The organism is Natrinema sp. LJW11, assembly GCF_056135975.1.
In genome coordinates this window covers 205,847-231,297 of sequence record NZ_JBWBDM010000001.1, presented here as the reverse complement: position 1 = coordinate 231,297, position 25,451 = coordinate 205,847, and the positions used below count along the sequence as shown (strand labels likewise).

The 25,451-nt window shown below is 64.1% G+C and carries 22 protein-coding genes and 2 pseudogenes; 12 read left to right on the top strand and 12 right to left on the bottom strand.

Annotated features, from left to right (window positions below; translation table 11 throughout):
* Entirely contained in the window at nt 1-1,155 is a 1,155-nt protein-coding gene (locus AC0QDI_RS01120; RefSeq protein WP_474664411.1) for a DNA methyltransferase, read from the top strand.
* Nucleotides 1,156-1,379: 224 nt separating this feature from the next.
* On the opposite strand, the gene AC0QDI_RS01115 is transcribed toward AC0QDI_RS01120, so the two are convergent.
* Entirely contained in the window at nt 1,380-2,042 is a 663-nt protein-coding gene (locus AC0QDI_RS01115) for a potassium channel family protein (protein WP_474664409.1), read from the bottom strand.
* Nucleotides 2,043-2,280: 238 nt separating this feature from the next.
* On the opposite strand from AC0QDI_RS01115, the gene AC0QDI_RS01110 reads away from it, so the two are divergent.
* Both AC0QDI_RS01110 and AC0QDI_RS01105 read left to right on the top strand, forming a co-directional pair.
* A complete protein-coding gene (locus tag AC0QDI_RS01110) occupies nt 2,281-3,717 on the top strand; it encodes an NCS2 family permease (protein ID WP_474664407.1) in 1,437 nt (478 codons plus the stop codon).
* Between the two features lie 132 nt (nt 3,718-3,849).
* Nucleotides 3,850-4,107 (top strand): glutathione S-transferase N-terminal domain-containing protein, encoded by a 258-nt coding sequence (locus AC0QDI_RS01105; RefSeq protein ID WP_474664405.1) that lies wholly within the window; start codon nt 3,850-3,852, stop codon nt 4,105-4,107.
* Between the two features lie 330 nt (nt 4,108-4,437).
* Here AC0QDI_RS01105 and AC0QDI_RS01100 read toward each other — a convergent pair whose 3' ends face one another.
* Nucleotides 4,438-5,403: a transcriptional regulator gene (locus AC0QDI_RS01100; RefSeq protein WP_474664403.1), complete on the bottom strand. Its 966-nt coding sequence runs from the start codon at nt 5,401-5,403 to the stop codon at nt 4,438-4,440.
* A gap of 164 nt (nt 5,404-5,567) precedes the next feature.
* On the opposite strand from AC0QDI_RS01100, the gene AC0QDI_RS01095 reads away from it, so the two are divergent.
* Entirely contained in the window at nt 5,568-6,890 is a 1,323-nt protein-coding gene (locus tag AC0QDI_RS01095; protein ID WP_474664401.1) for a TiaS agmantine-binding domain-containing protein, read from the top strand.
* Nucleotides 6,891-6,965: 75 nt separating this feature from the next.
* Here AC0QDI_RS01095 and AC0QDI_RS01090 read toward each other — a convergent pair whose 3' ends face one another.
* Together AC0QDI_RS01090 and AC0QDI_RS01085 are read right to left on the bottom strand one after the other, a co-directional pair.
* Entirely contained in the window at nt 6,966-7,169 is a 204-nt protein-coding gene (locus AC0QDI_RS01090) for a VNG_1110C family protein (RefSeq protein ID WP_474664399.1), read from the bottom strand.
* A 171-nt stretch (nt 7,170-7,340) separates the two neighbouring features.
* Nucleotides 7,341-8,987 (bottom strand): hypothetical protein, encoded by a 1,647-nt coding sequence (locus AC0QDI_RS01085; RefSeq protein WP_474664397.1) that lies wholly within the window; start codon nt 8,985-8,987, stop codon nt 7,341-7,343.
* 234 nt (nt 8,988-9,221) lie between these two features.
* Between AC0QDI_RS01085 and AC0QDI_RS01080 the strand changes: the two genes are divergently transcribed.
* From AC0QDI_RS01080 to AC0QDI_RS01070, 3 genes are all read left to right on the top strand, one after another.
* Nucleotides 9,222-10,334 carry an OBG GTPase family GTP-binding protein gene (locus AC0QDI_RS01080; protein ID WP_474664395.1) on the top strand — a complete coding sequence of 371 codons (1,113 nt, stop codon included), beginning with the start codon at nt 9,222-9,224 and terminating at the stop codon, nt 10,332-10,334.
* Nucleotides 10,335-10,597: 263 nt separating this feature from the next.
* Nucleotides 10,598-12,316: a Na+/H+ antiporter NhaC family protein gene (locus tag AC0QDI_RS01075; RefSeq protein ID WP_474665639.1), complete on the top strand. Its 1,719-nt coding sequence runs from the start codon at nt 10,598-10,600 to the stop codon at nt 12,314-12,316.
* Between the two features lie 48 nt (nt 12,317-12,364).
* A complete protein-coding gene (locus AC0QDI_RS01070) occupies nt 12,365-13,153 on the top strand; it encodes a VOC family protein (protein WP_474664393.1) in 789 nt (262 codons plus the stop codon).
* Nucleotides 13,154-13,288: 135 nt separating this feature from the next.
* On the opposite strand, the gene AC0QDI_RS01065 is transcribed toward AC0QDI_RS01070, so the two are convergent.
* Together AC0QDI_RS01065 and AC0QDI_RS01060 are read right to left on the bottom strand one after the other, a co-directional pair.
* Nucleotides 13,289-14,845, bottom strand: coding sequence for an NAD-dependent epimerase/dehydratase family protein (locus AC0QDI_RS01065; protein ID WP_474664391.1), 1,557 nt, complete (start codon nt 14,843-14,845; stop codon nt 13,289-13,291).
* 252 nt (nt 14,846-15,097) lie between these two features.
* Nucleotides 15,098-16,276 (bottom strand): DegT/DnrJ/EryC1/StrS family aminotransferase, encoded by a 1,179-nt coding sequence (locus AC0QDI_RS01060; RefSeq protein WP_474664389.1) that lies wholly within the window; start codon nt 16,274-16,276, stop codon nt 15,098-15,100.
* Nucleotides 16,277-16,588: 312 nt separating this feature from the next.
* On the opposite strand from AC0QDI_RS01060, the gene AC0QDI_RS01055 reads away from it, so the two are divergent.
* Nucleotides 16,589-18,583, top strand: a complete 1,995-nt coding sequence (locus AC0QDI_RS01055) for a hypothetical protein (RefSeq protein WP_474664387.1) — start codon at nt 16,589-16,591, stop codon at nt 18,581-18,583.
* A gap of 29 nt (nt 18,584-18,612) precedes the next feature.
* Here the strand turns inward: AC0QDI_RS01055 and AC0QDI_RS01050 are convergent, their stop codons facing one another.
* The 5 genes and pseudogenes from AC0QDI_RS01050 to AC0QDI_RS01030 all read right to left on the bottom strand — a co-directional run bounded on the left by AC0QDI_RS01050 (nt 18,613) and on the right by AC0QDI_RS01030 (nt 21,244).
* Nucleotides 18,613-18,996, bottom strand: coding sequence for a universal stress protein (locus tag AC0QDI_RS01050; protein ID WP_474664385.1), 384 nt, complete (start codon nt 18,994-18,996; stop codon nt 18,613-18,615).
* Between the two features lie 393 nt (nt 18,997-19,389).
* Nucleotides 19,390-19,701 carry a DUF7521 family protein gene (locus AC0QDI_RS01045; protein ID WP_474664383.1) on the bottom strand — a complete coding sequence of 104 codons (312 nt, stop codon included), beginning with the start codon at nt 19,699-19,701 and terminating at the stop codon, nt 19,390-19,392.
* A complete protein-coding gene (locus AC0QDI_RS01040) occupies nt 19,698-20,045 on the bottom strand; it encodes an ArsR/SmtB family transcription factor (RefSeq protein ID WP_098726427.1) in 348 nt (115 codons plus the stop codon). The genes AC0QDI_RS01045 and AC0QDI_RS01040 overlap by 4 nt, the downstream gene beginning before the upstream one ends.
* 101 nt (nt 20,046-20,146) lie before the next feature.
* Nucleotides 20,147-20,384 (bottom strand): annotated as a pseudogene (locus AC0QDI_RS01035) (hypothetical protein); the annotation flags it as partial.
* Between the two features lie 122 nt (nt 20,385-20,506).
* The gene (locus tag AC0QDI_RS01030; protein WP_474664380.1) at nt 20,507-21,244 is read right to left on the bottom strand and encodes an alpha/beta hydrolase family protein; all 738 of its coding nucleotides are present in this window, start codon (nt 21,242-21,244) and stop codon (nt 20,507-20,509) included.
* A 455-nt stretch (nt 21,245-21,699) separates the two neighbouring features.
* Here AC0QDI_RS01030 and AC0QDI_RS01025 point away from each other — a divergent pair, with 455 nt between their 5' ends.
* From AC0QDI_RS01025 to AC0QDI_RS01010, 4 genes and pseudogenes are all read left to right on the top strand, one after another.
* Nucleotides 21,700-21,864, top strand: a complete 165-nt coding sequence (locus AC0QDI_RS01025; protein WP_474664378.1) for a hypothetical protein — start codon at nt 21,700-21,702, stop codon at nt 21,862-21,864.
* 464 nt (nt 21,865-22,328) lie between these two features.
* Nucleotides 22,329-22,484: pseudogene (locus AC0QDI_RS01020) on the top strand (TetR/AcrR family transcriptional regulator); the annotation flags it as partial.
* A gap of 12 nt (nt 22,485-22,496) precedes the next feature.
* Nucleotides 22,497-22,949, top strand: coding sequence for a TetR family transcriptional regulator C-terminal domain-containing protein (locus tag AC0QDI_RS01015; RefSeq protein ID WP_474665637.1), 453 nt, complete (start codon nt 22,497-22,499; stop codon nt 22,947-22,949).
* Nucleotides 22,950-23,138: 189 nt separating this feature from the next.
* On the top strand, nt 23,139-24,356 hold the full coding sequence (locus AC0QDI_RS01010; RefSeq protein WP_474664376.1) for a cytochrome P450: 1,218 nt from the start codon (nt 23,139-23,141) through the stop codon (nt 24,354-24,356).
* 82 nt (nt 24,357-24,438) lie between these two features.
* On the opposite strand, the gene AC0QDI_RS01005 is transcribed toward AC0QDI_RS01010, so the two are convergent.
* Nucleotides 24,439-25,209 carry an SDR family NAD(P)-dependent oxidoreductase gene (locus AC0QDI_RS01005; RefSeq protein WP_474664374.1) on the bottom strand — a complete coding sequence of 257 codons (771 nt, stop codon included), beginning with the start codon at nt 25,207-25,209 and terminating at the stop codon, nt 24,439-24,441.
* Nucleotides 25,210-25,451: the final 242 nt, after the last annotated feature.

Here is a 25,451-nt window from a genome sequence, read left to right as displayed (position 1 = left end):
ATGGCAGACGACGGGGATCGACACCGCCAGAGCCGCCTGTTCACGGACGACGACGGCGAGTTCGACGCCGACCGCGCGCGAGAGGAGTCCCTGCCGGTCGAGGACGGCGAGGTGATCGATACCGACGACCTCGCGGATCACCAGCGCTACGTCGAGAACCGTGGGATCTACGACGAGCGCAACCGGGTGAACGACCTCACGGGCAAGGAGTGGAAGTACGCCACGAAGTCCGTGATCCCCGAGGGCTATCCCCCAGCCGTCCAGCACGACCTCCGCAGCGAACACGGCGGTCAGAAGCCCCCGCGACTCTGCGCGGAGCTGATCGGCCGGTTCAGCAAGGCCGGCGACACCGTCCTCGATCCCTTCGCGGGCGTCGGCGGCACCCTGCTGGGCGCGAGTTTCTGTGAACACGAGGGCACCGGCCTTCGGGAAGCGATCGGCTTCGAGCGGACCAGACGATGGATCGAGATCTACGAGACGGTCCTCGAGCGGGAGAACGACGAACGCCGCGAGCGCGGCGAAGCGCCGCTGGCCGAGCAGGAGATGCGCCACGGCGACTGCGTCGATCTGATCGAGGACGTACCCGACGACTCGATCGATCTCCTCCTGACCGACGTCCCCTACTGGCACATGGACGAACTCGAGCAGACGCGCAACGAGCGCCGGACTCGCGAGAGCAAACTGGGCTCGTTCGACGGGCAACGAGACGGCGAGACGGCGGTCGACGCCGATTCGGAGCCGACGGAAGGGGATTCCCCCTCGGAGTCGTCCAACGGGGATGTTAGTTCGGAACCGTCCGATGCGGACGACGGTTCGAACTCCCCCGAGGAGAGTCGGGAGTGGGTCACGAAAGCCGACTGGCTGGCGGACATGGCGAGCAAGTTTGACCGGTTCACCGACGCCGTCGCGCCGGACGGCCACGTCGTCGTTTTCATCGGCGACATGTACCGCGAACAGTCCTACGAGTTCCTCTCGGCGGACCTCGCGCGGGCGATCGAATCGACCGCGCCGCTGACCCTCGCAGCGAACCTGATCTGGTACGATCCCACGAAGGACCTCCACGTCTACGGCTATCCGTTCTCCTTCGTCCCCTCGATGGTCCACCAGAACGTCCTCGTCTTCCGCCTCGAGGCCGAGGGCGAAAGCGGCAACTGAGACGGACGACGGTCCGTCTGACCCCCGTCAGTCGATCGTCTGACGCGGTTTTATTGGGCACCGGTACGACGGAAAGAACAGGCGCGAGGCGGCCTCCCCCACCCCTCCCCATCCATCCGCCTGCGCGCCTGCTCCCGTTTCTCTCCCCCTTTTGTCCCGTCGACCAGCCCGGTCGAGTCACAGCGGTTGGTTCGAGGGTCGATTCGATCCCGGAGACTTCCCGACTAGGCGTTTACGGGCGACAACGTCGACCGAACCTCCTCGGCGCGATCCGCGTCGGTGATGACCGCGACCTCGTCTCCGGCCTCGAGTTCGGTCCCCGGGAGCGGGATCGTCAGCGGTTCTCGGGCGCGGCCGTGGGCGTAGATCCGCGCGGACTCGGGCAACTCGAGTTCGCTCATTCGTTTGCCGACCGCCGGGGAGCCGTCCCGAATCTCGAGGACGGTCAGCTGGAGGTTCGCGGCGAGGTCGGCGACGACGTTGAAGTCGCCGCCCAGCAGGGCGGTCTTCGCGCCCGCAGCGCCGAGCCGTTCGGGGTAGATGATCTCGTCGACCTCCTCGGCGTACTTCTCGTAGATGTCCTCGCGGTAGTCCTCGTCGATCCGGAGAACGGTCCGGCAGCCGTGGTGGGTACCGACCATACACGCGGCGAAGTTGGCGTTGAGATCGGGCGTGAACGCGCCGATCGCGTCCGCGGTTTCGATCCCCGCGTCGACGAGGACGTCTTCGTCAGCGCCGTCGCCGCGGACCGTCTCGAACCCGTCGGTGCTGGCGCGTTCGATCCGATCCGCGTCGTCGTCGACGATGCGGACCTCGTGGCCTTCCTCCGCGAGGATCGTCGCCGTTCGCGACCCGACCCGACCGTATCCCACGATGACAAACCTCATGGTACCACGGTACGCGTCCCGTAGTGAAATACGTTGGTCCCCGCCCGCGAGAACTCCCGTTTCGACCGCGACGGGCCATCGCCTCGCTCGCGACGGTTCGGTCCGATCGCTCGACCGCCGCGAAGAATCGAGGGAAGAAATATAAATGTTCTAACTATATCCACGTCCGTGCCCAAATCTCGGCCGATTCGGACAAGAACCTTTAACTAATCGGTGTTGTTATGCTCGAGCATCCAATATGGGGGTATTCGAGACACTCGCGGCGTACTTCGGGTTCGACGAACACGATACCGACCTCGGGACGGAAACGGTCGCGGGAATAACGACGTTCCTCGCGATGTCGTACATCATCGTCGTCAATCCGCTCATTCTCAGCGAAGCGATCGTACTCGAGGGGTACGACGCCGGCGAAGTCCGGCAGATGATCGCCGTCGCGACGATCCTCGCGTCGGCAGTCGCCATCTTCGTCATGGCGTTCTGGGCCAACAGACCGTTCGGTCTCGCTCCCGGGATGGGACTGAACGCGTTCTTCGCGTTCACGGTCGTCATCGGCCTCGGCGTCCCGTGGCAGGTCGCGCTCGCGGCCGTTTTCGTGGAAGGGATTATCTTCATCGCGCTGACGGCGATCGGCGCGCGGAAGTACATCATCGAACTGTTTCCCGAACCCGTCAAGTTCGCGGTCGGGGCCGGGATCGGCGTCTACCTGCTCTTTCTGGGACTCCAGGAGATGCAGATCGTCGTGGACCATCCGGACACGCTCGTCACGCTGGGTAACGTCGCGACGAGCGCGGTCGCAGCGCTTTCGGTCGTCGGCCTCGCGCTGATGCTCGTCCTTCACGCACGCGGGACTCGCGGCTCGATCGTCATCGGGATCCTCGCCACCGCCGTCGCCGGATGGGTACTGACCGTCGCCGACGTCGTCTCCCCGGGAACGCTCGTTCCCGCCGCTACCTACGATCAGATTTCCAACGACGGGATCCTGAGCCTGATCGCGAGCGTCCAGTACGACTTCACGCCGCTGGCCGCCGGCTTCGTCGACGGCCTCGGGATGATCACCGACGACCCGCTCGTGTTCGCGCTGGTCGTCTTCACGTTCTTCTTCGTCGACTTCTTCGACACGGCCGGGACCCTCATCGGCGTCTCGCAGATCGGCGGCTTCCTCGACGAGGACGGTGACCTCCCCGAAATCGAGAAGCCGTTGATGGCCGACGCGATCGGCACCACCCTCGGCGCGATGGTCGGAACGTCCACGGTAACGACGTACATCGAATCGTCGACCGGCGTCGAGGAGGGCGGACGAACCGGCTTCACCGCCCTCGTCGTCGGCCTGCTCTTCGTGCTCTCCTTGCTCATCGTGCCGCTGATCGGTGCCATCCCGCAGTACGCGTCGTACCTCGCGCTGGTCGTCGTCGGCATCATCATGCTGCAAGGCGTTACAGACATCGACTGGCAGGACCCGGCCTGGGCGATCTCCGCCGGGCTGACGATCACGGTCATGCCGCTGACCGCGTCGATCTCGAACGGACTCGCCGCCGGAATTATCAGCTATCCGCTCGTCAAAGCCGCGACGGGTGAAACCGAAGACGTCTCCGCCGGACAGTGGATACTCGCCGCCGCGTTCATCCTCTACTTCGCCGTCTTCTTCGCCGTCGACGCCGGAATGGTCTCGTTCTAGCGTCGACCGCCGATCTCCGTCGTCGACGACCGGCCTTCCCCGATCTGACCGCAGGTACCCTCAGCAGTCGCGGTTCCGGCAACCGCCCGGTCGATCGGTGGGCTGATACGTCTTCCGCGGCAATACACCCGTATGGCAGACATCACGATGTACGAGCTTCCCGGCTGTCCGTTCTGTGCGAAGGTCCGCTCGAAGCTCGACGACCTCGAGCTCGAGTACGATATCATCGAAGTGCCCCGCTCGCACGACGAGCGCACCGAGGTCGAGGCAGTCAGCGGCCAGACCGGCGTGCCGGTCATCGTCGACGAGGCGAACGGCGTCGACGGGATGAGCGAGAGTGACGACATCGTCGAATACCTCGAGGAAACGTACGGAAACGGCGCGGCCTGAAGGCCGAGAGTCGACCGCAGTCCGTTTTTTAGCAGGCAGTTCGCCGGCGATCCCTGCGATTACTGTTTCAACCGAAATCGGTTCGACAAGAGGGTAAGTGCCGCGAATACGAGGGAGCAGCAATCGGCGAATACGCGGACGAACGACGCTACATCGGCCGCCGTCGCGACGGTCAGCCCGTACTTGCAGCGGAGTCCGAGAACTGCGACGGAGAGTCCACGGAACGCGCGTCGCCGACCGACGATCTCGACGCTCCACTGCCTCTCCAACGGCGTTCCTCGCGGTCGGTACTCGAAAAACTATTGGTTGTCGTGAGGGGGTCCGATCGGCTCAAGCCGCTTCTTCGTACTCGGAGCGCTCCCGAATGACGTCTCGAAGTTCGTCGGTGTTCCGGAATTTCTCGAGTTCGTCGCGCTCGACCAGCGCGGTACCGTCGACGGACTCCTGTTTCGCTCTGTCGACGACGTAGACGGACTGCGTGCGCGTGACCTGGCCGATCGAACTCATGATCCGGGCGCGTTTCTCCGCGGCCTTCGTGAATTTCGAGTGGCCGGTGAGGACGATATCGCTGTCGTCCTCGTCCTCGCTGACGGCCGTAAACGGCGAACGTGCCGTCGGGTGAACGCTGTAGCCGGCCCGCGTGAGGACGGCGACTACCTGTTCGTCGTCCGGATCCGCGTCGGGATCGTCCGGCGTCGCCTCGCTCTCGTGGACGTCGTCGGCCCCCTCGAGCACGTCGACGGGGCTCGTAAGCGGGGCCTCGAACATCTCCTCGAGGGTCATCGCGACCTCGACGGAGGCGTTCATGCCGTCCTCGTACTTCGAGACCGTCCGCCGGGAGACGCCGAGTTCGCTCGCGAGTTGGCCGAGGCTCCAGTCGCGGTTCTCGCGTTCGTCGGCCAGCAGGTCGCCGTCGATGTTGACGTAGAGGCCGCCGGGGGCTGCGTAGATCAGCGGCGGGACTTCCTCGATGAAGAGGTTGTACGCCGTATCGGGGCTGAAGACGGGGACGCCGTGTCGGAAGTAGACGACGTCCGGTTTCAGATCTTCGTCGCGGCTGCGCAGGCCGATAACCAGGGGCGTCGCGTTGAGGTAGGTTCCCAGGCGTCGCATCTCCTGGCCGGTCGCCCGGTTGAAGGCGTCGATGTTCGCGAGGATCTTGACGAGGACGAGGTCCTCACCGCGTCGTGCGGCGATATCGAAACTCTTCGGTCGAATCGCACACCGATCACTCACCATGAATCCCGCGTCCTCTAACATCGCGGTCACGTTACCGACAAGTGCGGAGCGGGACATACGGGGTTGTAAGCGATTCCTCCTATAAGACGTTTTCCCCGGGATGTCCGTGTCCCGTGTCGCGATTGGGGGACGTATCGGGAGTATACTTATATAGGTGATTACGCGACTGCGGCGACCGGGATCCCGAAAGGGGTTACTCGACCGGCGTACAAGCACCGGCGATGACCGTCGTCGGGATCGACGATACCGACTCGCGCGAGCGGGGTATGTGTACGACGTACGTCGCCAGAGCGATCGCCGATCGGCTCCGCGAAGACGACTCGGTGAGCGTCTCGAGGCTACTCCTCATCCGTCTCAACCCCGCCGTGGAGTACAAAACGCGGGGGAACGCCGCGCTCGCGGTTCACACCGATTGCGACCCCGACCGCGCCGTCGAGATCGCTCGCGAGCGACTCGAGGCGCTTTCCGAAACCGACGACGAGCGGACGAACCCCGGACTGGTCGTGGCGGACCACGAACCGGACGAAGCCGTTCCCGCCGATGACGTGAGTCGATTCACGCAGATGGCGATCCGGGACCACCTCGAGATTTCCGACGCCGCGTCCCTGATCGACCGGCACGGCTATCGGTCGTGGCACGCGGGCGACGGCCGAGGCCGGATCGGCGCGCTGGCTGCGATCGGCGCGTGGACGGCGCTCGAGGAGTGGACCGACGAGTACATCGCCTACCGCGAGCCCGAGCGCTGGGGGACGCCTCGCGAAGTCGGCCACGAGAGCGTCTTTGCAGCGGCGGATCGAGGCTATCCGGACGTATGGGACACGGTCGACCGCGGCGAAGACGAGACCGTCTGCGTCCCGCACACGCCCGGCCCGATCCTGTATGGAATCCGCGGCGACGAGACGGACGCCGTCCGGACCGTCGCCGATCGAATCGAGAGCGAACCCGTCGCCGCGAGCCAGCGCTTCGTGACCAACCAGGGGACCGACGTCCACCTGCAAGACGGCGCGATCGGAGCCGTCGCGGACGGTCGAGCCTACCGGCTCGAGGGCCGGGTCGCGAGCGACCCCGAGACGCGACGCGGCGGCCACGTGTTCGTCGACCTCGAGTCGCCGACCCGTGGCGATGGGGCTAGTGACGATGTAACTGGTACTGAATCGACGAACCGACTGGCGTGCGCCGCATTTGAGCCGACGAAGCGCTTCCGGGACCGCGTGCGAGCGTTGCGCGTCGGCGATCGGATTACCGCCTGCGGCGAGGTGTCCGACGGAACGCTCAAACTCGAGAAGTTCGCCGTCCGCGACCTCGTGCGGACCGAGCGGGTCACACCGATCTGCCCCCGCTGCGAGCGAACGATGGAGAGCGCGGGCCGGAATCAGGGCTATCGCTGCCGGGACTGCGGGACCGACGCTGCGGGGAAAACGAACCGATCGCTCGAGCGGGACCTCGAGCCGGGGTGGTACGAGGTGCCGCCGTGTGCGCGCCGACACGTCGCGAAGCCGCTCGTCCGCGGCGGGTTCGACGGACCGACGCACCCCGAGCGATAGCTCGGTCCGATTCTCGCAAAACGGGTCCGAAACGGCCTGCAGAGCGTAATACGACGGCCGTTCGAAGCCGACGAGTCAGCGGACGCTGATGCCGTGGCGAGTGAGAAAGTCGCTCGCGGCTTTGATTTCGACGGGACTGCCGACGATTCGGCAGTGGTCTTCGCCGTCCGGGAAGACGGAGACCGTGAACTCGTCGTCGAGCTGCGCTTCGAGGCCCTCGAGCGTCTCCCGGGGGAGGACGATCTGGGTGCTGTCACGCAGCTGCGACGCGTTTGACATAGAAAACTGATTTCGCGCGCGCCGCTTATGTGTGTCGAAGTCAGTTGGTATTGGTAATGATTCCGGCTGAGGGACCTCCGCGCAGGAGGCTTCGGTATGGAAGTGTAGTCCCGGTATCTGGCGGTCCCGCGGTCCTCCTCGAGTATCGAGCCACGGCGATCGTTACTAGTGTCATCCCGTTCCGTGAACCGTTACCGTTCGCTCGTCGCTCGCGTGCGGCGAGCGAACGACGACCGGGAAGGTATCGTCGTTGGTCACGGGGTAGGTTTCGTAGCCGAGCGAAAGCCGCTGGGACTGGCCGGGATTGAGACTCACGCGGAGCGTATCGACCACCTCCGGCGAGCGGCCCACGACGAGCTGGACGTCGTGTCTGCCGGGCGCGCTCCCCACGTTCTCGGCGACGGCGGTCACCGAGAGCCACTCGCCGCCGGTCACCGGCGCGTTCGTCCCGGTGATCGAGACAGCGAACGTCGCCTCGTCCTGCTCCCCAGCGCCGCCGGTATCGTCACCGCTGCGGCCGTGGACGAGCACCGACCGTGTCGCGGTGTCGTCGCCCGTCTCGACGGAGACGGGGAACTCGTCGTCGTTCTCGACGGGATAGGTCTCGTACCCCAGGGTGACGGTCGTCGTCTCGCCAGCGCCGACGGTCACCTCCCGCGCGTCGACCGTCGTCGGATCGTCTCCAACGACGAGTTCCACGTCGCGGCCGGCCGGCCCGTCGCCGGTGTTCTCGAGCGCGGCCGTCACCTCGAGCCGTTCTCCGCCCGTCACGGGCGCGTTCGTCTCGAGTCCGCTCACCTCGAGGTGACCGTGACTCTCGGCGTCGTCGGTCCCGACGACGGTGACGTCGGTCTCCGATGCCGCGTGACGCGTCTCGACGCGGACGGGAAACGTCTGCGTGTTGCGCACGGTCGCCGTCGTGAACTCGAGTCGGACCGACCCGCTGTTCCCCGCGAAGACCTCGACCGTTTCGCTGTCGACGCGCGTGGGATCGTGGCCGACGATCAGCTCCGGCTCCGCTTCGACGAACGCGTGGTAGGTAGAGTCACCGTCGATCGAGATTTCGGCGTCGACGACGAGATCGTCACCCGCTCGGACCGGCGCGTTCGTCCCGGTGATCGTGACGTCGCGCACCGCATCGATCGACGGCCCCTCGGTGCGGGCGACCGACAGTCGGCCGTCGCGGCAAACGACCCACGCCATCATCGGATAGCCGCCGATGAACCAGATCGCGTCGCGACCGGCTGTCGCGTACGTGACCGTCGCCGTCGACCCCGACAGCGAAGCGCCGTCGACGTACGTCGCGTTGCGCCCCTCCTGCCAGAAGAGCCGCCGGAGCGTCCCGGATTCGTCGGCCGACGAGGCGGTCACTTCGACGTCGTCGCGCACCGTGATCGTGGCGTCCGGTCCCGGTTCGCAGGTCACGTCGACGCTCGGTGGCGCCGGCGCGCTCTCGGTGACCTCGACCGACCAGGTGATCGTCGTTCCGTCGACGGTCACGCCGACCTCGTGCGTTCCCGGCTCGTCGAACCGACCGGCGGCCGCCGGGTTCCCCGTGACGTACGTGTAACTGTAGAACGGGTCGTACGGCGTGATAGCGTCCCCGTCCGGGCCGTCGACCCGCCAGTCGGCCGCCTGCGGTTCGACTCCCGGAGTCGCCGCGATTTCGAACCCGATGCCGTCGCCGGGTCGGACTGCCGTCGTGCGCTCCACCGGGACGATTCGCTCGAGGGTTCGCGTCTGCGCACCTCCGACTCCCGTCGTCGCGATGGCACCCACGCTACTCCCCACTGCCGTAACGTATTCTCGCCGTCGCATACGATGACGTACACGTCACAGAACGGTATAGGTAACATAACCTTGGCTAGCGGAACACGGTCGAGGCAACGAGTGTTCAGTTCGACGGAAGGACCGCGACGGGTTCGACCCCCGGTCGACGTGGCCGTTCGAGCCGTACGGAGTGCGGCGGGGCTCGTTCGGACGCCGTCGCCTCGCGTGCTTCAACGCGTGTCTCGAAAGGGTTTTTCGGCGCGGCCGGTTGCATACTGACAAATGGGGCTCGAGGACGAAATCGAGGAAATCGAGGATGAAATAGCCAATACGCCCTACAACAAGTCGACGGAGGCCCACATCGGCCGGCTGAAGTCGAAGCTCGCGGAGAAAAAGGAGAAACTCGAGACGCAGCAGTCCGGATCGGGCGGCGGCGGCGGGTATTCCGTCGAGAAGCACGGCGACGCGACGGTCGCGCTGGTGGGGTTCCCGAGCGTCGGCAAGTCGTCGCTGCTGAACTCGCTGACCAACGCTGAGAGCGAAACCGGCTCCTACGAGTTCACGACGCTGGACGTCAACCCGGGGATGCTCAACCACCGCGGCGCGAACATCCAGATGCTCGACGTGCCGGGGCTGATCGAGGGCGCGGCGGCAGGCAAAGGCGGCGGTCAGCAGGTGCTGGCGGTCGTCCGCAACGCCGACCTCATCATCTACATGCTCTCGGTGTTCGAAATCGAGCAGTACGACCGGCTCCAGGAGGAACTCTACGACATCAACATCCGCGTCGACCAGGAGCCCCCGCAGGTCACGGTCCGGCCGAAGATCAAAGACGGCATCAAGATCACCTCGAGCACCGACCAGGACCTGGACGAGGAAACGATCAAGCAGGTCATCCGCGAGCACGGCTACGTCAACGCCGTCGTCAACCTGCAAGAGAACGTCTCCATCGACCGGCTGGTCGACGGACTGATGGAGAATCGGGAGTACATCCCCTCGATCACCTGCGTCAACAAGGTCGATCTGATCGACGCCGGTTACAAGGAGACGGTCGACGAGCAGCTGCGCCGGCGCGACCTCGACCCCGAGGAAGTGACCTTCATCAGCGCCGAGGAGGAGAAGGGCCTCGACGTACTCAAAGACCGGATCTGGGAGCGACTCGGTCTCATCCGAGTCTACATGGAGAAGCCCGGCCGCGGCATCGACTGGGAGGAACCGCTCGTGGTCCAGCGGGGAACCACCGTCGGCGAGGCCATCGAGAAACTCGGCGGCGAGATGGAAGAGCGGTTCCGCTTCGCCCGGGTCACCGGCCCCAGCGCGGCCCACGATCAACAGCAGGTCGGGAAAGATCACGTCCTCGAGGACGAGGACGTGCTGAAGCTGATTCTGCGTCGATAGTCCGTTCATTTGGTCGACCGTTCGGTCCCGATTCGTCCCCGTTCTCCCCCTTCCCTCATCAAACCAGTTCTGAAATGCCGCGCATTCCACCGGGCGGAGAGTCAAACCGATCGAACGGCTACACCCGCTCGCGGACCATCGTGTTTGGTTGCTGACTGGATAGCGTTCGAACCGGAACGGTGAAAAATATCCGGCGGGTCGGAGTCTAGGTAGTTATGGTTGATTTCGGGCCGCTCACGCAGGTGATCGATCTGCTCGCGCAGGTGGTCGAGTCCGGGGCGCTCTCGCTCGTGCCACCGGTGCTCGCGATCGTCCTCGCGATCGTAACCCGTCGGCCGATGCTCTCCCTGTTTCTGGGCATCTGGTCGGGTGCGATCATCCACACCGAGGGTCTCGGCATCCAACAGACCTTCGACTGGATCGTCAGCGCGATCATCGTCGACGACGGCTTTCACGTCCAGATCCTCCTCTTCACGCTGCTGCTGGGCTCGGGCGTCGCGCTCATCTGGCGGCTCGGCGGCGCGATCGCCGTGCGCGACTGGGCGACCGAAAACCTCCGATCCCAGCGGGCCGTCGGGCTGACCACGTGGGGTCTCGGGCTCCTCATGTTCTTCGACGACTACGCCAATACCGCGATCGTCGGGAGTACGATGCGCGAGATATCCGACGAGCTGCGGATCTCCCGCGAGAAACTCGCGTACATCGTCGACTCGACGGCCGCGCCCGTCGCGACGCTGGGCATCTCGAGCTGGGTCGCGTTTCAGCTGTCGCTGATCAGTAGCGCCTACGAAGACATGGGCGTCGCGAGCGAGGCTCCGGGCGCGTTCGAGACGTTCATGCGCTCGATTCCCTACAACACCTACGCGCTACTCGCGATCGTCATGGTCGGGATCGTCGTCTACACCGGCCGAGACTACGGCGAGATGCTGGACGCCGAACACCGCTCTCGGACGACGGGGGCGGTCAACCGCGAGGGCGCACAGCCGCTCCAGAGGGTCGAAGAAGATCTGGGAACACCGATCGACGATCGGCCGATGCTCCGGACGTTCTTCGCACCCGTAATCGTCCTGATCGCGGTGACGCTGGCCAGAGCGTTCTGGACCGGCTATCAGACCTGGGTCTCGAGTCAAGCCGAAGCGGGAGCGCCGACGTCGATCGGTGCCGCGGTCGGCGGTGACGGAGCCGTCGAACTGCTGGTCTCGGTCCTTCGAGTCCTCATCGACATCGTCGGCGGCGGCGACTTCGCAACGGCACTGATCTGGGGATCGTTCGCGATGGTCGTCTCGACGATCGCGATCGGAATCGGCTACGGCCTCTTCGATATCGGTGACGGCGTCGATACCGTCATCGACGGGTTCGGGATCATGTTGACGGCGGTGACGGTCCTCGTGCTCGCGTGGACGATCAGCAGCGTCGCGGAGACGCTCGGCACCGGCGAATTCGTCGCGAGCGTCGCCGAACCGTACATCACGGCGGAGTTGCTGCCCGTGCTCATCCTGCTCGTCGCCGCGTTCGTCGCGTTCACCATGGGATCGTCGTGGGCCACGATGGGGCTCGTGACGCCCATCGCCATCCAGGTCGCCTACGAGTTCGGGACCGGGTTCGAACTCGTGCCGGTCGCCGTCGGAGCCGTCTTCTCCGGCGCGATCTTCGGCGATCACGCCTCGCCGATCTCCGACACGACGGTGCTCTCCGCGACGTTCAGCGGCGCTGATCTGATCGATCACGTGCGAACGCAACTGCCCTACGCCATGACCGTCTTCCTCGTGGTCGTCTGCTGTTACCTGCTCAACGGCTACCTCGGCGTGCCGCCGATCGTCTTCCTGCCGCTGGGGGTCGTCGCCCTCGTCGGACTCGTCGTCGGCCTCTCGAAATTCGACGCCGGTCGAAAGGGGCTCGAGCCAGTCCCGACGAGCCCGGCCGCCGACCTCGCCGACCGAGACGCCGAAGTCGACGCCGATTCGCCCGAGCGGTCCGGCTAAACCGCCGCCTTCGCCAATTTTTTGGAAGGCGCGGGCGTCCGTTCGCGCATGGACGGAACGCTCGATCACACGATGATCCGCGTCGCTGACCTCGAGGAATCGCTCGAGTGGTACCGGACGCATCTCGAGTACGAGGAGAAGGATCGCTTCGAGGGCGACGACTTCACCATCGTCTACCTCGGGCCGGAAGCGATGCACGAGGACGGGGCGATGCTCGAGATCACCCACAACGAAGGCGAGGAACCCGAGGTCGGTGACGCCTGGGGCCACATCGCGGTCCGGGTTCCGGAGGGCGAACTCGAAGAGCACTACCAGCAGCTGATGGACGAGGGCGTCGAGGACTACCGCGACCCCGAGTCCTGTGGCGGCCGGTACGCGTTCGTGAGAGACCCCGACGGCCACGAGATCGAGATCGTCCAGCGCGATCAGGGCGCGCTGTGGTCGCTCGATCACACGATGATCCGCGTCAAGGACGCCGACGAGGCGCTGGGCTTCTGGACGCGCAAGTTCGAGTACGACGAGGTCGGTCGCTGGGAGTCCGACACCTTCGCGAACTACTTCGTCGAACCCGCGGACGCCGCCGACGAGGCGATGTCCGTCGAACTCACGTACAACTACGACGGCCGCAGCTACGAGATGGGCGACGCCTGGGGACACCTCTGTATTCGCATCGACGACCTCGCCGAGGACTGGGAACAGCTCATGACACGGGAAGCCCCGGACTACCGCGACCCGGAGAGCTGTGACGACATGTACGCGTTCACGACGGACCAGGACGGCCACGAGATCGAACTCATCGAGCGCGACCTCGAGGCAGACTCGCTGTTCCCGTTCTGACGGGACTCGTTCTCCGCTCGGCTGCCCTATCGATCGATTTCCGCTCGCCCGTCCCATCGTTCTATCGATCGAACGGACGGTGCCACAGGAGTCGCGGTTAGAAGGAGAGCACACGTCTCGAGGAGTTCCACTGCGTCATATGCCCGTGGAGGGCAGCGTCTCCTGCGTCGGGGGATCGTGTGTGTCGGGAACGGCCGTCGTCCGTTCGAACTCATCGCGTCGCTCGAGTGACGCACAGTTGTTGTAGCGGTCGGCGGTGTAGTCGGTGAATTCGCCGGCTTCGAACGCGGCCCGGAGCTCCTGACAGTGATCGCGGACGGTCACCTCGGCCTCGTAGTCGAGCACGTCGGCGATCCGGTCGAAGGCGACCCGGTAACTGCGGTCGTCCGTCCGATCGTCGTGGTACTCGATCCCGGCGTCGGGGAAGCAATCGGAGACGATCGTCGCGAGTTCGTCGATCCGGTAGTTCTGCAGCGTCGAGCCGACGTTGAAGACGGTATCCCCGACGTCCTCGAGGGGCGCAGTCAGGCAGTCGACGTAGGCGCGTGCGGCGTCGTCGACGTGGACGTTCGGCCGATACTGATCGCCGCCGAAGACGGGAACGACACCCTCGTGATACGCCTTGGCGGGCAACACGTTCCCGACCAGATCGAATCGCATTCTGGGCGAGCGACCGTAGACCGTTGCCATCCGGAGGATCGTCGGCGAGAAGTTCCCGTCGGCGACGGAGCGAAGGACTCGTTCGGACTGGATCTTCAACCGAGCGTACAGCGAGACGGGGTTGAGCGGCGCGTCTTCGGTGCAGTTCCCGTGGTCGGCTTCGGCTCGTCCGTAGACGCTACAGGAAGAGGCGAACAGGAAGCGATTGATCTGGTAGTACTTGCACAGCGACGCCAGCAGCTGCGTCGAGTGATAGTTGTACTCGAGGGTCTTCCGCGGATCGAGTTCGGAGGCGGGATCGCCGACGATGCCGCCGAGGTGGACGACGGCGTCGACTCCCGCGATCGCGTCGACGACCGTCTCGACCGATCGAGCGTCGCCCCGGATCACCGAGAACCGGTCGCGCTCGAGGAGGTCGTCGATCCCGGAATCGCCGTACAACAGCGGATCGAGCGCGCGGACGTCGAACCCGTCGTCGAGCAGTCGTCGGCAGAGAACGGATCCGAGATACCCCGCACCGCCGACCACGAGGACCGTCCGGACGGCAGTCGGGTCGATTTCGCCCTCGTGCGGTCGGTCGTCGTCGGCCACTGCGGTCACGTCGACGACGCTGCCGTCCCCGTCGACGACCGGGACCGCGGTGGAGCCGGTCCGGTCGCGTTCCATCGCGAATCCGGTCCGATCTCCCGTCGTTGCAGTGCCGGTCCGACCCCCCGCCATCGCGTCGGGTCGGTCTCCACTCGCCGCGGACCCGTTTCGATCACCCTCGGTCTCCGAACTCGGTCGTCCATCGATCGGACGACTCGTTTCGTCCGCATCGAGGACGGTCGGATCGTCGTCGACGACGGCCGATAGCGGCGTCTCCGGTGCGGCCCCCGAACGAAGTTTCCGCCTGAGACGTTCGGTCGTCGCGGTCCCGACGAGCCGATTCTCCTCGTCGACGACGACGATACCTCCCGATCCGGAGCGATCGATCCGAGCAATCGCGTCGCGGATCGACATCCCTTCGTCTGCTGTGACTGGCCATCTCATAGTTGCGTTGTCGACTGCCGTCCGTGGTCGGTCGGACACCGACGCCGACACGGCTTATTCAGTCTACCCTGACGGTACCCCTTTGTTATGGATGCGTTTTGATGGCAGAACGGCCGCCAACGAACGCGGTTTCGGTTCGAATCGACCGGAACGACCGAACCGCTCGCGCGGCGATCGGAGTCACTTCGACCGGGCATCTCACTTCGACCGGGCATCTCACTTCGACCGGGCATCTCACTTCGACCGGGCATCTCACTTCGACTCGGCGTCTCGAATCTCGAGACTCGGTGCAGTAGAACGGGTACGTTCGATGCCGGCTCTGACGCCGGCGACGATCCGGTCGATCTCGTCCCGAGACAACTCGGGATGGATCGGCAGGGAAAGCACGCGACCGGCCACGTCTTCGGTGACGGGGAGCGACGCCGACTCGACGTCCTCCTCGCCGTAGGCTCGCGTCCGGTGGACGGCGGGTTCCCAGTAGACTTTCGACGCGATCTCTCGCTCGGTCAGGGTGTCGATAACGACCGATCGATCGACGTCCGCCTCGAGCGTAACCGAATACAGCTGATAGACGTGCCGGCCGCGGCCGGCGGCCGTGTGCGGTTCGACGCCGGGAACGTCGGCGAACCCCGTCGACAGCTGTTCGGCCGCACGTCGTCGCCCGGCGATGTTAGCCTCCACCTTCTCGAGTTGAGCGCAACCGATGCTCGCGACGAGATCGGACATCCGGACGTTCGTCCCGACGCCGACGTACTCGCCGCTGTCGGCCGACTCGAAGTACTCGTCGGACGCGCGACCGTGTGATCGATACCGCTCGACCCGACGGGCAATTCCGTCGTCGTCGGTGATGATAGCACCGCCCTCGCCCGTCGGCAGGATCTTGTTCTGACAGAAGCTCAGCGCCGCGGACTCCCCGAACGTCCCCAGGAGTTGCCCCTCGTAATCGGCTCCGAACGCCTCGGCCGCGTCCTCGATCAGCGGGATATCGGCATCCGCGGCCAGCTCGGTGAGCGCGTCGATTTCACAGGAGGCGCCGTAGGGGTGGACGGGGACGATCGCGGCCGTGTCGTCGGAAATCGCGTCGGCGACGGCGTCCGGATCGAGCCCGTAGGCCGCGCGCTGGATGTCCGCGAACACCGGGCGCGCACCGACCTCGCGAACGGCGTTCGCCGTCGCGATAAACGTGAAGGAGGGGACGATCACCTCGTCGCCCTCGCCGACGCCGTGAGCGGTCAGCGCGGCCACCAGCGCGGTCGTTCCCGAACTGACAGTCACCGCGTGTTCGACGCCGAAATACTCCTCGAGACCCGCTTCGAACGCCTCGACGTACGGCCCGTTCGCCCAGTAGCTCCCTCGAGTGATCGAGTCGACGGCGTTGGCGACGTCCCGCCGGTCCCACAGGATTTCGAACAACGGTATCGGATCGCTCATCTACGGGTCGTTCTCCCGCCCGTAAATTAAGTAGCCATTCGCTACCGTCGATAAGACAGTCCCTTCACGTATTCTGTTCGTGAAACCGAAGTGTCGCCGTCGTCCGTCCACGCAGTCGTATTCGCCGTGAGGGTTACAGATTCGCGGGCGCAGTCGACCGTGAATCCAAACCGCCGATCGCGAGCGAGAGCGCCGTCCCGTCGCCTATCGCGGCGACCGCTCGGCCAGCCACCGGAACGGTTCCCGAAACGGTCACTGAATTATAAATATATAGTAAATTACTTGATTGTGCGTAATAAAACGAGCAGACGTATGCGAGACCGTCCCCGCCGAACCCTCCTCAGGGGAATCAGTTCGACGATCGTCGTCGCAGCCGCCGGCTGCCTTTCGTTTGCCGACGACACCGACGAAGACGCCGACGAGTCCGAGAACTCGCTCGCCGACTTGCTCGCCGCCGTGCCCGGCGACATCGTCGACGAGAGCATGTCGCTCTCGGCGGTAGACGAGGCTCGCCTCCGTGAAGTCGGCGCACAGCAGCAGGTCGGCGCGTTCGACATCTCCCACAGAACGTCGGTCGCGGATTTCTTCGACGACGACGCGGTCATTTCGCGCCACGTCACCGCCATGCGTTACGACCTCGAGCCACCGTTCATCACGATCTTCGAGCCCGAAACCGACGATTTCGACGCGGAGCGCGACCTCGCCGTCTCACTCGAGGACGACCTCGAGACGCACGAACACGACGTCGGACCCGACTTCGAGCTCGCGCCCGTGGAAGACGACGCCGTCGTCGCGATCACCGACGACATCGTCCTCCTCGCCGACTCGGAATCGACGGTGGACGACGCGCTCGATGCCCGTGGCGGCGACGCGGACGGAGTTCGTGAGTCGATCCCCCTCTTCGACGAGGCGCTCGAGGCGTTCCCGAACGCCGATATCCGGACCGTGATCACCGACGACGAATGGTCGTGGGCCCTCGACGAGCTAGAACCCGAAGACGGCCGGTACGTGTTGCTCACCGCGACAGCGGTCGATCCCGACACGCTCGAGATCGGCCGCAGTCTCTCGCTCGTCGACGAGTCGCTCGTTACGGACGATCTGGTCGACCAGTTCGAGGCGCAGATAGCCAGTGGGACGGGAGAGATCGTCTCGACCGATGTCAACGGCTCGCTCCTGACGACGACGGTCGAAATCGACCTCGAGGAGGAACGACACGAGAGCCCGGGTTTTCTCGAAGCCGGTGAGCTGGACGCCGACGAGCAGTACGTGGAAATCGAGGTCGGAACGGGCGATCCGACGCCGGTCGGCGAACTCAGGCTCGAACTCGACGGCGACCCCTACGACGAGGAGATCTGGGCCGACGGTCGAGACGAGATCGAGGGGGGAGACACGTTACTCGTGGCGACCGAGGATGCCGAACCGAACCTGGAGATATCGCTCCACCACGAGAACGACCGCGGTATGCCCGCCCACACGAGCCTGCACAGCGACTTCGCGTTTACCTTCGACTACGATCTGGAGGCAAGAACGCTGTCGGTCCGCTACGAGGACGAGTTCCCGCTCGACGGAGAACACGTAATTCTCGCTCTTTACGACGCTAATGACGGAAACGAATTGATGCCCGATCCGCTCCGGACGACCGAACCGTGGACCGGCTCCGACCTCTCGACCGGCGACGAGGTGACCGTCGAGAACGTCGCTCCCAGAACGGACGTATACGTGTACTGGAGGGAACCCACGCGCGCCGGGTCACTCGCCAGCGACCGGATTCAGCCGATAGGGGAGGCGACGGTTAACTACGAGTACGAGACGAGGATGGCGACCGTCGAACTCGCCTTCGAGGACGACCGGACCAGACCGGCCGCGGAGTATACGGTCCTGCGCGACGGCGAGCCGGCCGCCACACAGTGGCGCGACGAGGGTGAGACGGTGTCCGACGGAGACACGCTCGAGCTCGCAGCGGTTCCCGTCGAGACGACTATCAGTGTCGTCTGGGGAGCGGACGACCTCCGTATCGGCAGCGGGGAGGCCGACGCGTCGGTCTCGTTCGATCTCACGGTCGAGAACGGAACGGTGACGCTCGTCCACGACGGCGGCCGGCCCCTGCCCGTCTCGGAGCTCGTCGCGGAGGTTCACATCGACGACGAGGTAACCGAAGTCCCACTGGACGACCTGATGGACGGAACGTTCGCAACGGGAGATACCGTCGCCCTCGTCGACGAACTCGAACGGGACGATCCCCCGCTGAAAGTGCGGGTCTTCTCCGACGGCGAGTATATCGACGACGCGTACGACGGGGAGCTGTGAATTTCGGCACGGAACGGCCGTTCACGGCGTTATAAGTCCGGGGTCGGAACGACGACGACCGGTCGGCTCGCGTTTGCGATGAGCCGTCGCGCGGTCGAGCCGAGGTCGCGCGTCGCGTCCGGGTCGCCGCTGTGGGCACCGATCACGACCTCGTCGACGTCGAGTTCATCCGCCACCTCGAGGAGCGTCTCGGCAGGTGTTCCCGATCGAAGCGCCGTTTCGACATCGCCCGCGGTCGCGAGTCGGACGGGAGCCACGTTCAGCGCTTCGTCGCCGTCGCGGCGCGCCGTCGGGTCGTCGGGCGGAACGACCGCGATCGCGGTCACGGTGTCGTCGCCCGTCGCTCGCTGGTCGAGATAGTCACAGATCGCCGCCGTCGTGTGGACGGAGTCGGTTCCCGCGAGATAGCGCATAGCGGATCGACGCCGTCGATCTCGAAGAAAGCTCCGGAAAACGCCGAGGCTGCGGGAGACGGTAGTTTCGAGCCGGAACGGACGCCGTATTTTCCGGCCCAGAAAACGCACTCGTATTACTAATACGACGGCACTGTCACGAACGCACGGGGGACGAGAGAGGCCATCCCCACACGCCTTGGTGGTCCCCCGCGTGTTCCCGTCTCCGATCATCCCGGGGCCGCGACGCACGTCCCACGCGGTCCTGCAATTCCCCCTCTCGTGGGGCCGCGTTGCGTCGACCGGCCCCCACTCGCTGCCGACGAAATTCGGTCGTCGGTGGATCGCTTCGGCCCGTTCCCGTCGCTAGCGGTACTGAAATCCCGTTGTCCCGGTTCGCTTTTCGACGCCGTCTCAATGGTGCCCGTACAACGAATAGGTGATCGCAACCAGACCGAGCAGCCGACTCACGTTCTCGAGGAGTACGATCACGACCCGTTCCGGATCGACGAGCGTCGTGACCACGACGTTGAGCAGGAACGGGAACAGCGTCAACAGGAGGAGCCCGAGCGCGAGATACAGCATGGATCGCGCGTCGTTCCGCCGGTACCCGCGGTAGGCCTGATAGGCGATGAGCGTCCCGAACAGCGCGACGAGGAAGAGGCTCGTCACGGTCAACAGCTCGAACAACGTCGCCTCGTCGATCCGCACGACGTTCCGACTCATCTCATTCCCTCCCACATGCGCGTGAACTTGTCGGCGACGTCTTCCTCGCGGTACGTCAGTTCCAGAGAGAACGAGCCCTCGTCGAGCGACAGTTCCAGCCGGTCGAGGTTCGCACTGTAGACGCTGTAGTGGTTGCCGTCCGGCGCGAGTTCCGTCTCTTCGGTAACGAGGTGACACTCCTCGAGTCGGTCGAGTCGTCGATAGATCGTCGGGAGGGAGGCGTCACACCGTTCGCTCAGGGTACTGGCAGACATGGGTTCGACGCTCGTATGGGTGAGGATTTCACGTGCGTACTCGTCGTCGAGCACCGCGAGCAGCGTCGACAAGTCGGTATCCTCACTCACTGGTCTAGCTGTTCGTTTCGGTATAACTATCAAAAGCAGTCCGGTTTTTCTGGGTGAGAAAAGACTCCTGGCCTCGTCGCGGACGGGGCGAAATTTCGGCGTCAGAGGGTGTCAGCGTCCGCGTCCGTACCGATGTCCCCAGTGCATATCGCCCAGACTGCGAGCGAACTCGGCAAGACGAGGAGACTCGCGAGGAACGCGTCTCCGATCGCGACGCTCGTGGCGAAGCCAAAACGCCGGAGACGGGACGATCGCGAGCACGAGGACGCCGAACCCGGCCGCGGTCGTCGCGGCGCTGGCCAGCAACGCGCCGCCGGTTCCGCGTCCCGTCCGCCGAAGAAGCGTGTGGGCGGCCGAGAGCAGTCTCGGCCGGACTCGTCGCAAGCGGCGTTCACGTGACCGCACCATTTTGTATATCAATATATGGTTCATCAGCCGAGTCGGAGAGCGATCGAGCCGTCTCAGGGACGGTCGACCGCCCACTCGAGCCAGCCGAACAGTCGCTCGAGCAACCGATCCTCGCCGTCATGCGAGAATCGGTGGCCTTCTCCCGCGAATCGCTCGAGGAGGACGTCGGTCTCGAGTCGCCGGGCGGCGTCGAAGCTGTCGGCGGGATCGACGACGCCGTCGTCCCCGCCGTGGAAGATCGCGACCGGGATCGATAGCGTCGACGCGACGTCGTCGAACGGATACCGATCGAGGTGCTCGAAGAACCGTCGGTCGAGGCGCTCGCCGGTGTCGAAGGTCACCTCGCCCTCGCGTTCGACCGTCGCCCGATACTCGTCGAACGTCTCGTTGATCGTCACCGGCGCTCGCGCGGCGATCGCTTCGACCCGGTCGTCGGCTGCTCCGGCGTGGAACGCGACCTTCCCGCCGAAACTCGAGCCGAACAGGGCGTACGAGTCGGGGTCGAAGTAATCGACGACGCGACGGAGGTCGGTCAATCGCGCCTCGAGCGTCGACTCGACGAATTCGCCGTCCGAGTCGCCACAGCCGCGACAGTCGAATCGAACCGCGTTGTAGCCGGCCGCGACCGCACGGCGACACCGCCGCTCGTAGCTGCCGGATTTGTCGCTCCGGAGGCCGTGACAAAAGACGAGCCAGTCGTCGGACGGTGCCTCGTGGTGGACGGCCGCGAGTTCCGGGGAGCTCCGTTCCGTCGCTGCAGTTTCGATCCGAATCCGATGTGTCTCCGGCATTCGTCTCCCACGGACGGTCCCATCACCCTTGATAACGGTGTTCCCGGATAACGCGACTGGTCGAGGCTCGAGCGCTCCGGCCGACCCGACGTGACTTAACGACGTGGACGACCTCGAGTCGAGCCGCGAGGAACGGCTCATGGACGGACGAACCCCGGAGTCGAAGCGCCCGAACCGTCATCGCTGTGAATACGAGTCAGGGAGTGCTCCGAGCCACCCTACGACCGTGATCACCACCGTCAGCGGCTCTCTTCCCTATCTCGAGTGAGCGGGCGAGACGACCTCTGCATCCGTCGAGGTCGAACCGATTACGAATCGCTGCCGACGGACGGGTCGACGACCATCTCCTGGAGCGACCTCCGTCGGACTCCACCGAGAACTCGCGTACGAAGTACCGATCGACCCGCGGTCGCCCCTGCGAACCGTTTTTGCGCTTCGAGAGGGTCGGTTTCGCTATGACCCACACCACCTACCGGTGTACGTGTGGCGCACGCCTCGAGTTCAAACAGGACCTCGAGAAGGAGTCCGGAACGCGGACGCCGACCTGGAAGTGCAAAGACTGCGGGACGCCGGTGCCGTCGATGACCGCCGAAAAGATCCGACATCAGGACCCGTCCTGAATCGTGGCACGCTACGCGGAGCCTGTCGAATGCATACCATCGCGATTCGATAGTTGCGGTCCCGCATTTCAACACCTGAGACGTGCGTTTCCACGGCTTTCGGTTGCTATCCGACGAACAGCTTCCCCTCCCCCATCCAGTTTTATAAACTGATAGTCGCTATATTAAATTGGAGCGGCGGCCTACACGTCGGCGTTCACCGTCACTGGGGACCCGCGTGACCGAAGGACTGCTTGACTTCTGGATGAGATATGTGAAGGCAGGTGACCGCAAATATGAGAGTTCGTGACCGCTGTGGTCTATTCGGATCCAAATGCTGTCCGAATCTTTACTCCGGTACGCCAGATCGACGTGCTCGCGTACGGGTCTCTCTGATCGACGCTGTCTGGCTTGTAGTCGTTGAGACGAGTTCAGTGGCTGCGAGAGAGGATGGCTTATGAACCTACGTCCGCCATACGAGTACAATGGGCCGCCATCCCGAAACTGAACAACGAATTAGGGAAGCCGCATTTCGCGCGCTTGTCGAACACGGATACGCGGACCTCTCCATCAAAGATATCGGTGAAGAGTTGGGGCAGAACCCATCACTTATATACCATTATTTTGATAGCAAAGACGATCTCTTACTCTCGATGCTCGACGTCTTCGTCGAAATATTCCTCGATCAACGGACTGAGAAGCCGATCACCGACGCAGAAGCGGAACTTCGAGAGTTCGTCGGTCAAATACTGCATCCGAAGCCGGCACAGGTCGAACAGGTCATGTTCGACCCGCCATCAGATATCGAGACGGCGGTCTCTCGGATTTTCGTCGAGTTGTGGGCGCACGCGACGTGGGACACCGACTTCCGCAGGAAAACCACGATGGTAGAGGATCGCCTCCGGGACACGATCACCCGGATACTCCGCGCCGGAATCGAGCTCGAGCAGTTTCGACCAGTCGATCCCGAACTCACGGCAGATCACATACTCTTTCTCCTCAAACAAGGGATACACACGGGGACGACGACGAACCGGGATGCTGCCGTCGATCGAGTCCAAGCGATCGTCGACGGCATTATAACTGATATCTCCCGCAAGAGCTAGCGGGAGAGCAAGTCTACGAAGTATCTGGCTCGAGCTATCCTCCGACCACTCGGTTACTTGACTCCCCCGCCTCGCCCCGCTGGTCACTCTTCGATACAGCCACCGCTCTGTTTGCATGTTTGCACGTCTCGATTAACGGCGCGAGAGTGCACCAAAAGGACTACAACTGATTAAACAGTCAATTAAATCATGGGGTCCCCCGATTCAGTCGTTGGAGTGGGCCGGTCACCGGAAGCCATTCGAAGCCTCGAGGGGCAACTCTCGCCGTTCGAGTGGTACGCTGAAATGCGTCAGGAGACGCCAGTCCGCTTCGACGAGCGGCGGGAGACGTGGGACGTCTTTCGATACGAAGACGTCGAACGCGTGCTCAAAGACCACGATACGTTTACGGCTAACCGCGCCTTCGACGCCGACGAGTCCTCGAACGACGGTGACGACGGTCTCCCGATGCTCCAGACGATGATTACGACCGATCCACCGACACAGACCCGGCTCCGGGGGTTCGTCGACGAGCGATTCCAGCCGGGAGCGATACGGGAGTACCAGCCGCAAGTAGAGGAGGTAACGGAGGACCTGCTTGACGACCTCGAGGGCGAGAATAGTTTCGACTTCGTCGACGAGTTCGCGATTCCGCTTCCCGTCATCGTCATCGCCGAACTACTGGGGATTCCCGCCGACCGTCGCGATCAGTTCAAAGCGTGGTCGGACGCACTCGTCGCGCGACCAGAAGACGACACCCCGGAGGAGATAGAACGAGTGGAACGGGAACAGGAGGAGGCCCAACAGGCGATGGGGCGGTACTTCGCGGAGTTACTGGAAGAGCGCGATGGCGGCGACGGCGACGACCTCATTACGCTCGCCGCGAACGCGGAGGAGTTATCCAGGGGCGAACAGATCGGGTTCTGCATGCTACTCCTCCTCGCTGGCAACATCACGACGACGAATCTCCTCACCAACGCGATATGGTCCGTCGAAGAACGCGGGCTGACGGACGCGATTCGGACGGGGGACGTCGATCACACACAGGCTATCGAGGAGACGCTTCGATACCGATCCCCGATCCAATCGTTGAAGCGTATCGCCGTGGAGGACGTCGAGCTAAACGGGCGACGGATTCGGGCCGGGGACGTCCTTACGCTCTGGCTGGGTGCCGCAAACCGCGATCCGGAAACCTTCGATGCGCCCGAAGAGTTTCGGCCCGAGCGGCGTCCGAACCGTCATATGGCGTTCGGGACGGGAGTCCACTTCTGCCTGGGTGCCCATCTCGCACGGATGGAAGCAGACGTCGCCCTGGATCGGTTGTTCGATCGTTTCGACCGCCTGGATGCGGATTTGTCGGATCTCGAGCCGTTGAGTTCCCTCTACGGTCTCGAGTCGCTCCCCTGTGAAGTGAGTCGAAACGCGTAAGCAGACGAATAGCGTCGATATCGCTGAATTTTCTGGACCACCGTCACACTTGCTCGCTGGAGAGACGTCGAAGCGTGGTCGCTCAGTCGGCCGCCTGGCCGCCGTCGACGGGGAGCGTGTGGCCGGTGATATACGAGGCATCGTCCGAACAGAGGAACGCGACCGCGCCGGCCATCTCTTCCGGGTCCGCGATGCGGTCCATCGGGACGTCGATCATAGCCGACGTGTCGAACTCCATCTCCGACGGATCGCTGCCTCCCGACATCCCGGATTGGATATTCGTGTTCGTCGGCCCCGGTGCGATGGCGTTGATCCGAACGCCCCGCGTCGCGTACTCGAGCGCGGCCGTCTTCGTGAGGCCGACGACGCCGTGTTTACTGGCCGAATAGCTGGCGAGTCCTCCCATCCCCACTAACCCGGATTCGGACGCGGTGTTGACGATCGCACCGCTCCCCTGCGATTCCATGACGGGAAGTTCGGCTTTCAGACACGTCCAGACGCCTTTCAGGTTGATATCCATGAGCGTGTCCCACTGTGCGTCTTCGATGTCAGTTACTCCTGCAAACCCCGTGAGAATTCCCGCGTTGTTGTGCGCAAAATCGAGGTTTCCGTACGTGTCGACTGCGACATCGACCATGTTCTCTACCGACCCGTAATCGCAGACATCAACTTCGACGAACGTCGCATCGCCGCCGGCATCCTCGATCAGGTCGACCGTTTCGCGACCGGTTTCCGCAACGATATCTGCGACGACGACGTTTGCCCCCTCCGCAGCAAATCGTTTCGCTGATGCACGCCCAATTCCAGATCCGGCTCCCGTTACCACGGCCGTCTTTCCGTCTACTCCGTTCATGAGTGCTCGTGATACTAATTAATTATTCAATTAACATAGTCTTTTGGCTGCGATGCTCTTGCATCCAGGCGTGACCGATCCGCGTTTTTTCCGGCTCCGCGAGACCGAAACACAGATTTAGGATCGCGGAGCAGTATGGGACAATCGATGAGCCGAGGCGTCGCTCTCACGATCCGTTCGTGGCGCGGTGATAGCCCCCTCGAGCAGCCCAGCGGCAGCCGAAATCCGAATCGGCGGTCGTC

Coding starts and splice junctions, on each gene's coding strand:
- AC0QDI_RS01010 (WP_474664376.1), top strand. CDS start 23,139: ATGGGGTCCCCCGATTCAGTCGTTGGAGTGGGCCGGTCACCGGAAGCC.
- AC0QDI_RS01085 (WP_474664397.1), bottom strand. CDS start 8,987: ATGCGACGGCGAGAATACGTTACGGCAGTGGGGAGTAGCGTGGGTGCC.
- AC0QDI_RS01030 (WP_474664380.1), bottom strand. CDS start 21,244: ATGCCGGAGACACATCGGATTCGGATCGAAACTGCAGCGACGGAACGG.
- AC0QDI_RS01050 (WP_474664385.1), bottom strand. CDS start 18,996: ATGCGCTATCTCGCGGGAACCGACTCCGTCCACACGACGGCGGCGATC.
- AC0QDI_RS01105 (WP_474664405.1), top strand. CDS start 3,850: ATGGCAGACATCACGATGTACGAGCTTCCCGGCTGTCCGTTCTGTGCG.
- AC0QDI_RS01090 (WP_474664399.1), bottom strand. CDS start 7,169: ATGTCAAACGCGTCGCAGCTGCGTGACAGCACCCAGATCGTCCTCCCC.
- AC0QDI_RS01055 (WP_474664387.1), top strand. CDS start 16,589: ATGCGAGACCGTCCCCGCCGAACCCTCCTCAGGGGAATCAGTTCGACG.
- AC0QDI_RS01110 (WP_474664407.1), top strand. CDS start 2,281: ATGGGGGTATTCGAGACACTCGCGGCGTACTTCGGGTTCGACGAACAC.
- AC0QDI_RS01095 (WP_474664401.1), top strand. CDS start 5,568: ATGACCGTCGTCGGGATCGACGATACCGACTCGCGCGAGCGGGGTATG.
- AC0QDI_RS01065 (WP_474664391.1), bottom strand. CDS start 14,845: ATGAGATGGCCAGTCACAGCAGACGAAGGGATGTCGATCCGCGACGCG.
- AC0QDI_RS01100 (WP_474664403.1), bottom strand. CDS start 5,403: ATGTCCCGCTCCGCACTTGTCGGTAACGTGACCGCGATGTTAGAGGAC.
- AC0QDI_RS01025 (WP_474664378.1), top strand. CDS start 21,700: ATGACCCACACCACCTACCGGTGTACGTGTGGCGCACGCCTCGAGTTC.
- AC0QDI_RS01070 (WP_474664393.1), top strand. CDS start 12,365: ATGGACGGAACGCTCGATCACACGATGATCCGCGTCGCTGACCTCGAG.
- AC0QDI_RS01080 (WP_474664395.1), top strand. CDS start 9,222: ATGGGGCTCGAGGACGAAATCGAGGAAATCGAGGATGAAATAGCCAAT.
- AC0QDI_RS01115 (WP_474664409.1), bottom strand. CDS start 2,042: ATGAGGTTTGTCATCGTGGGATACGGTCGGGTCGGGTCGCGAACGGCG.
- AC0QDI_RS01015 (WP_474665637.1), top strand. CDS start 22,497: ATGCTCGACGTCTTCGTCGAAATATTCCTCGATCAACGGACTGAGAAG.
- AC0QDI_RS01120 (WP_474664411.1), top strand. CDS start 1: ATGGCAGACGACGGGGATCGACACCGCCAGAGCCGCCTGTTCACGGAC.
- AC0QDI_RS01045 (WP_474664383.1), bottom strand. CDS start 19,701: ATGAGTCGGAACGTCGTGCGGATCGACGAGGCGACGTTGTTCGAGCTG.
- AC0QDI_RS01005 (WP_474664374.1), bottom strand. CDS start 25,209: ATGAACGGAGTAGACGGAAAGACGGCCGTGGTAACGGGAGCCGGATCT.
- AC0QDI_RS01060 (WP_474664389.1), bottom strand. CDS start 16,276: ATGAGCGATCCGATACCGTTGTTCGAAATCCTGTGGGACCGGCGGGAC.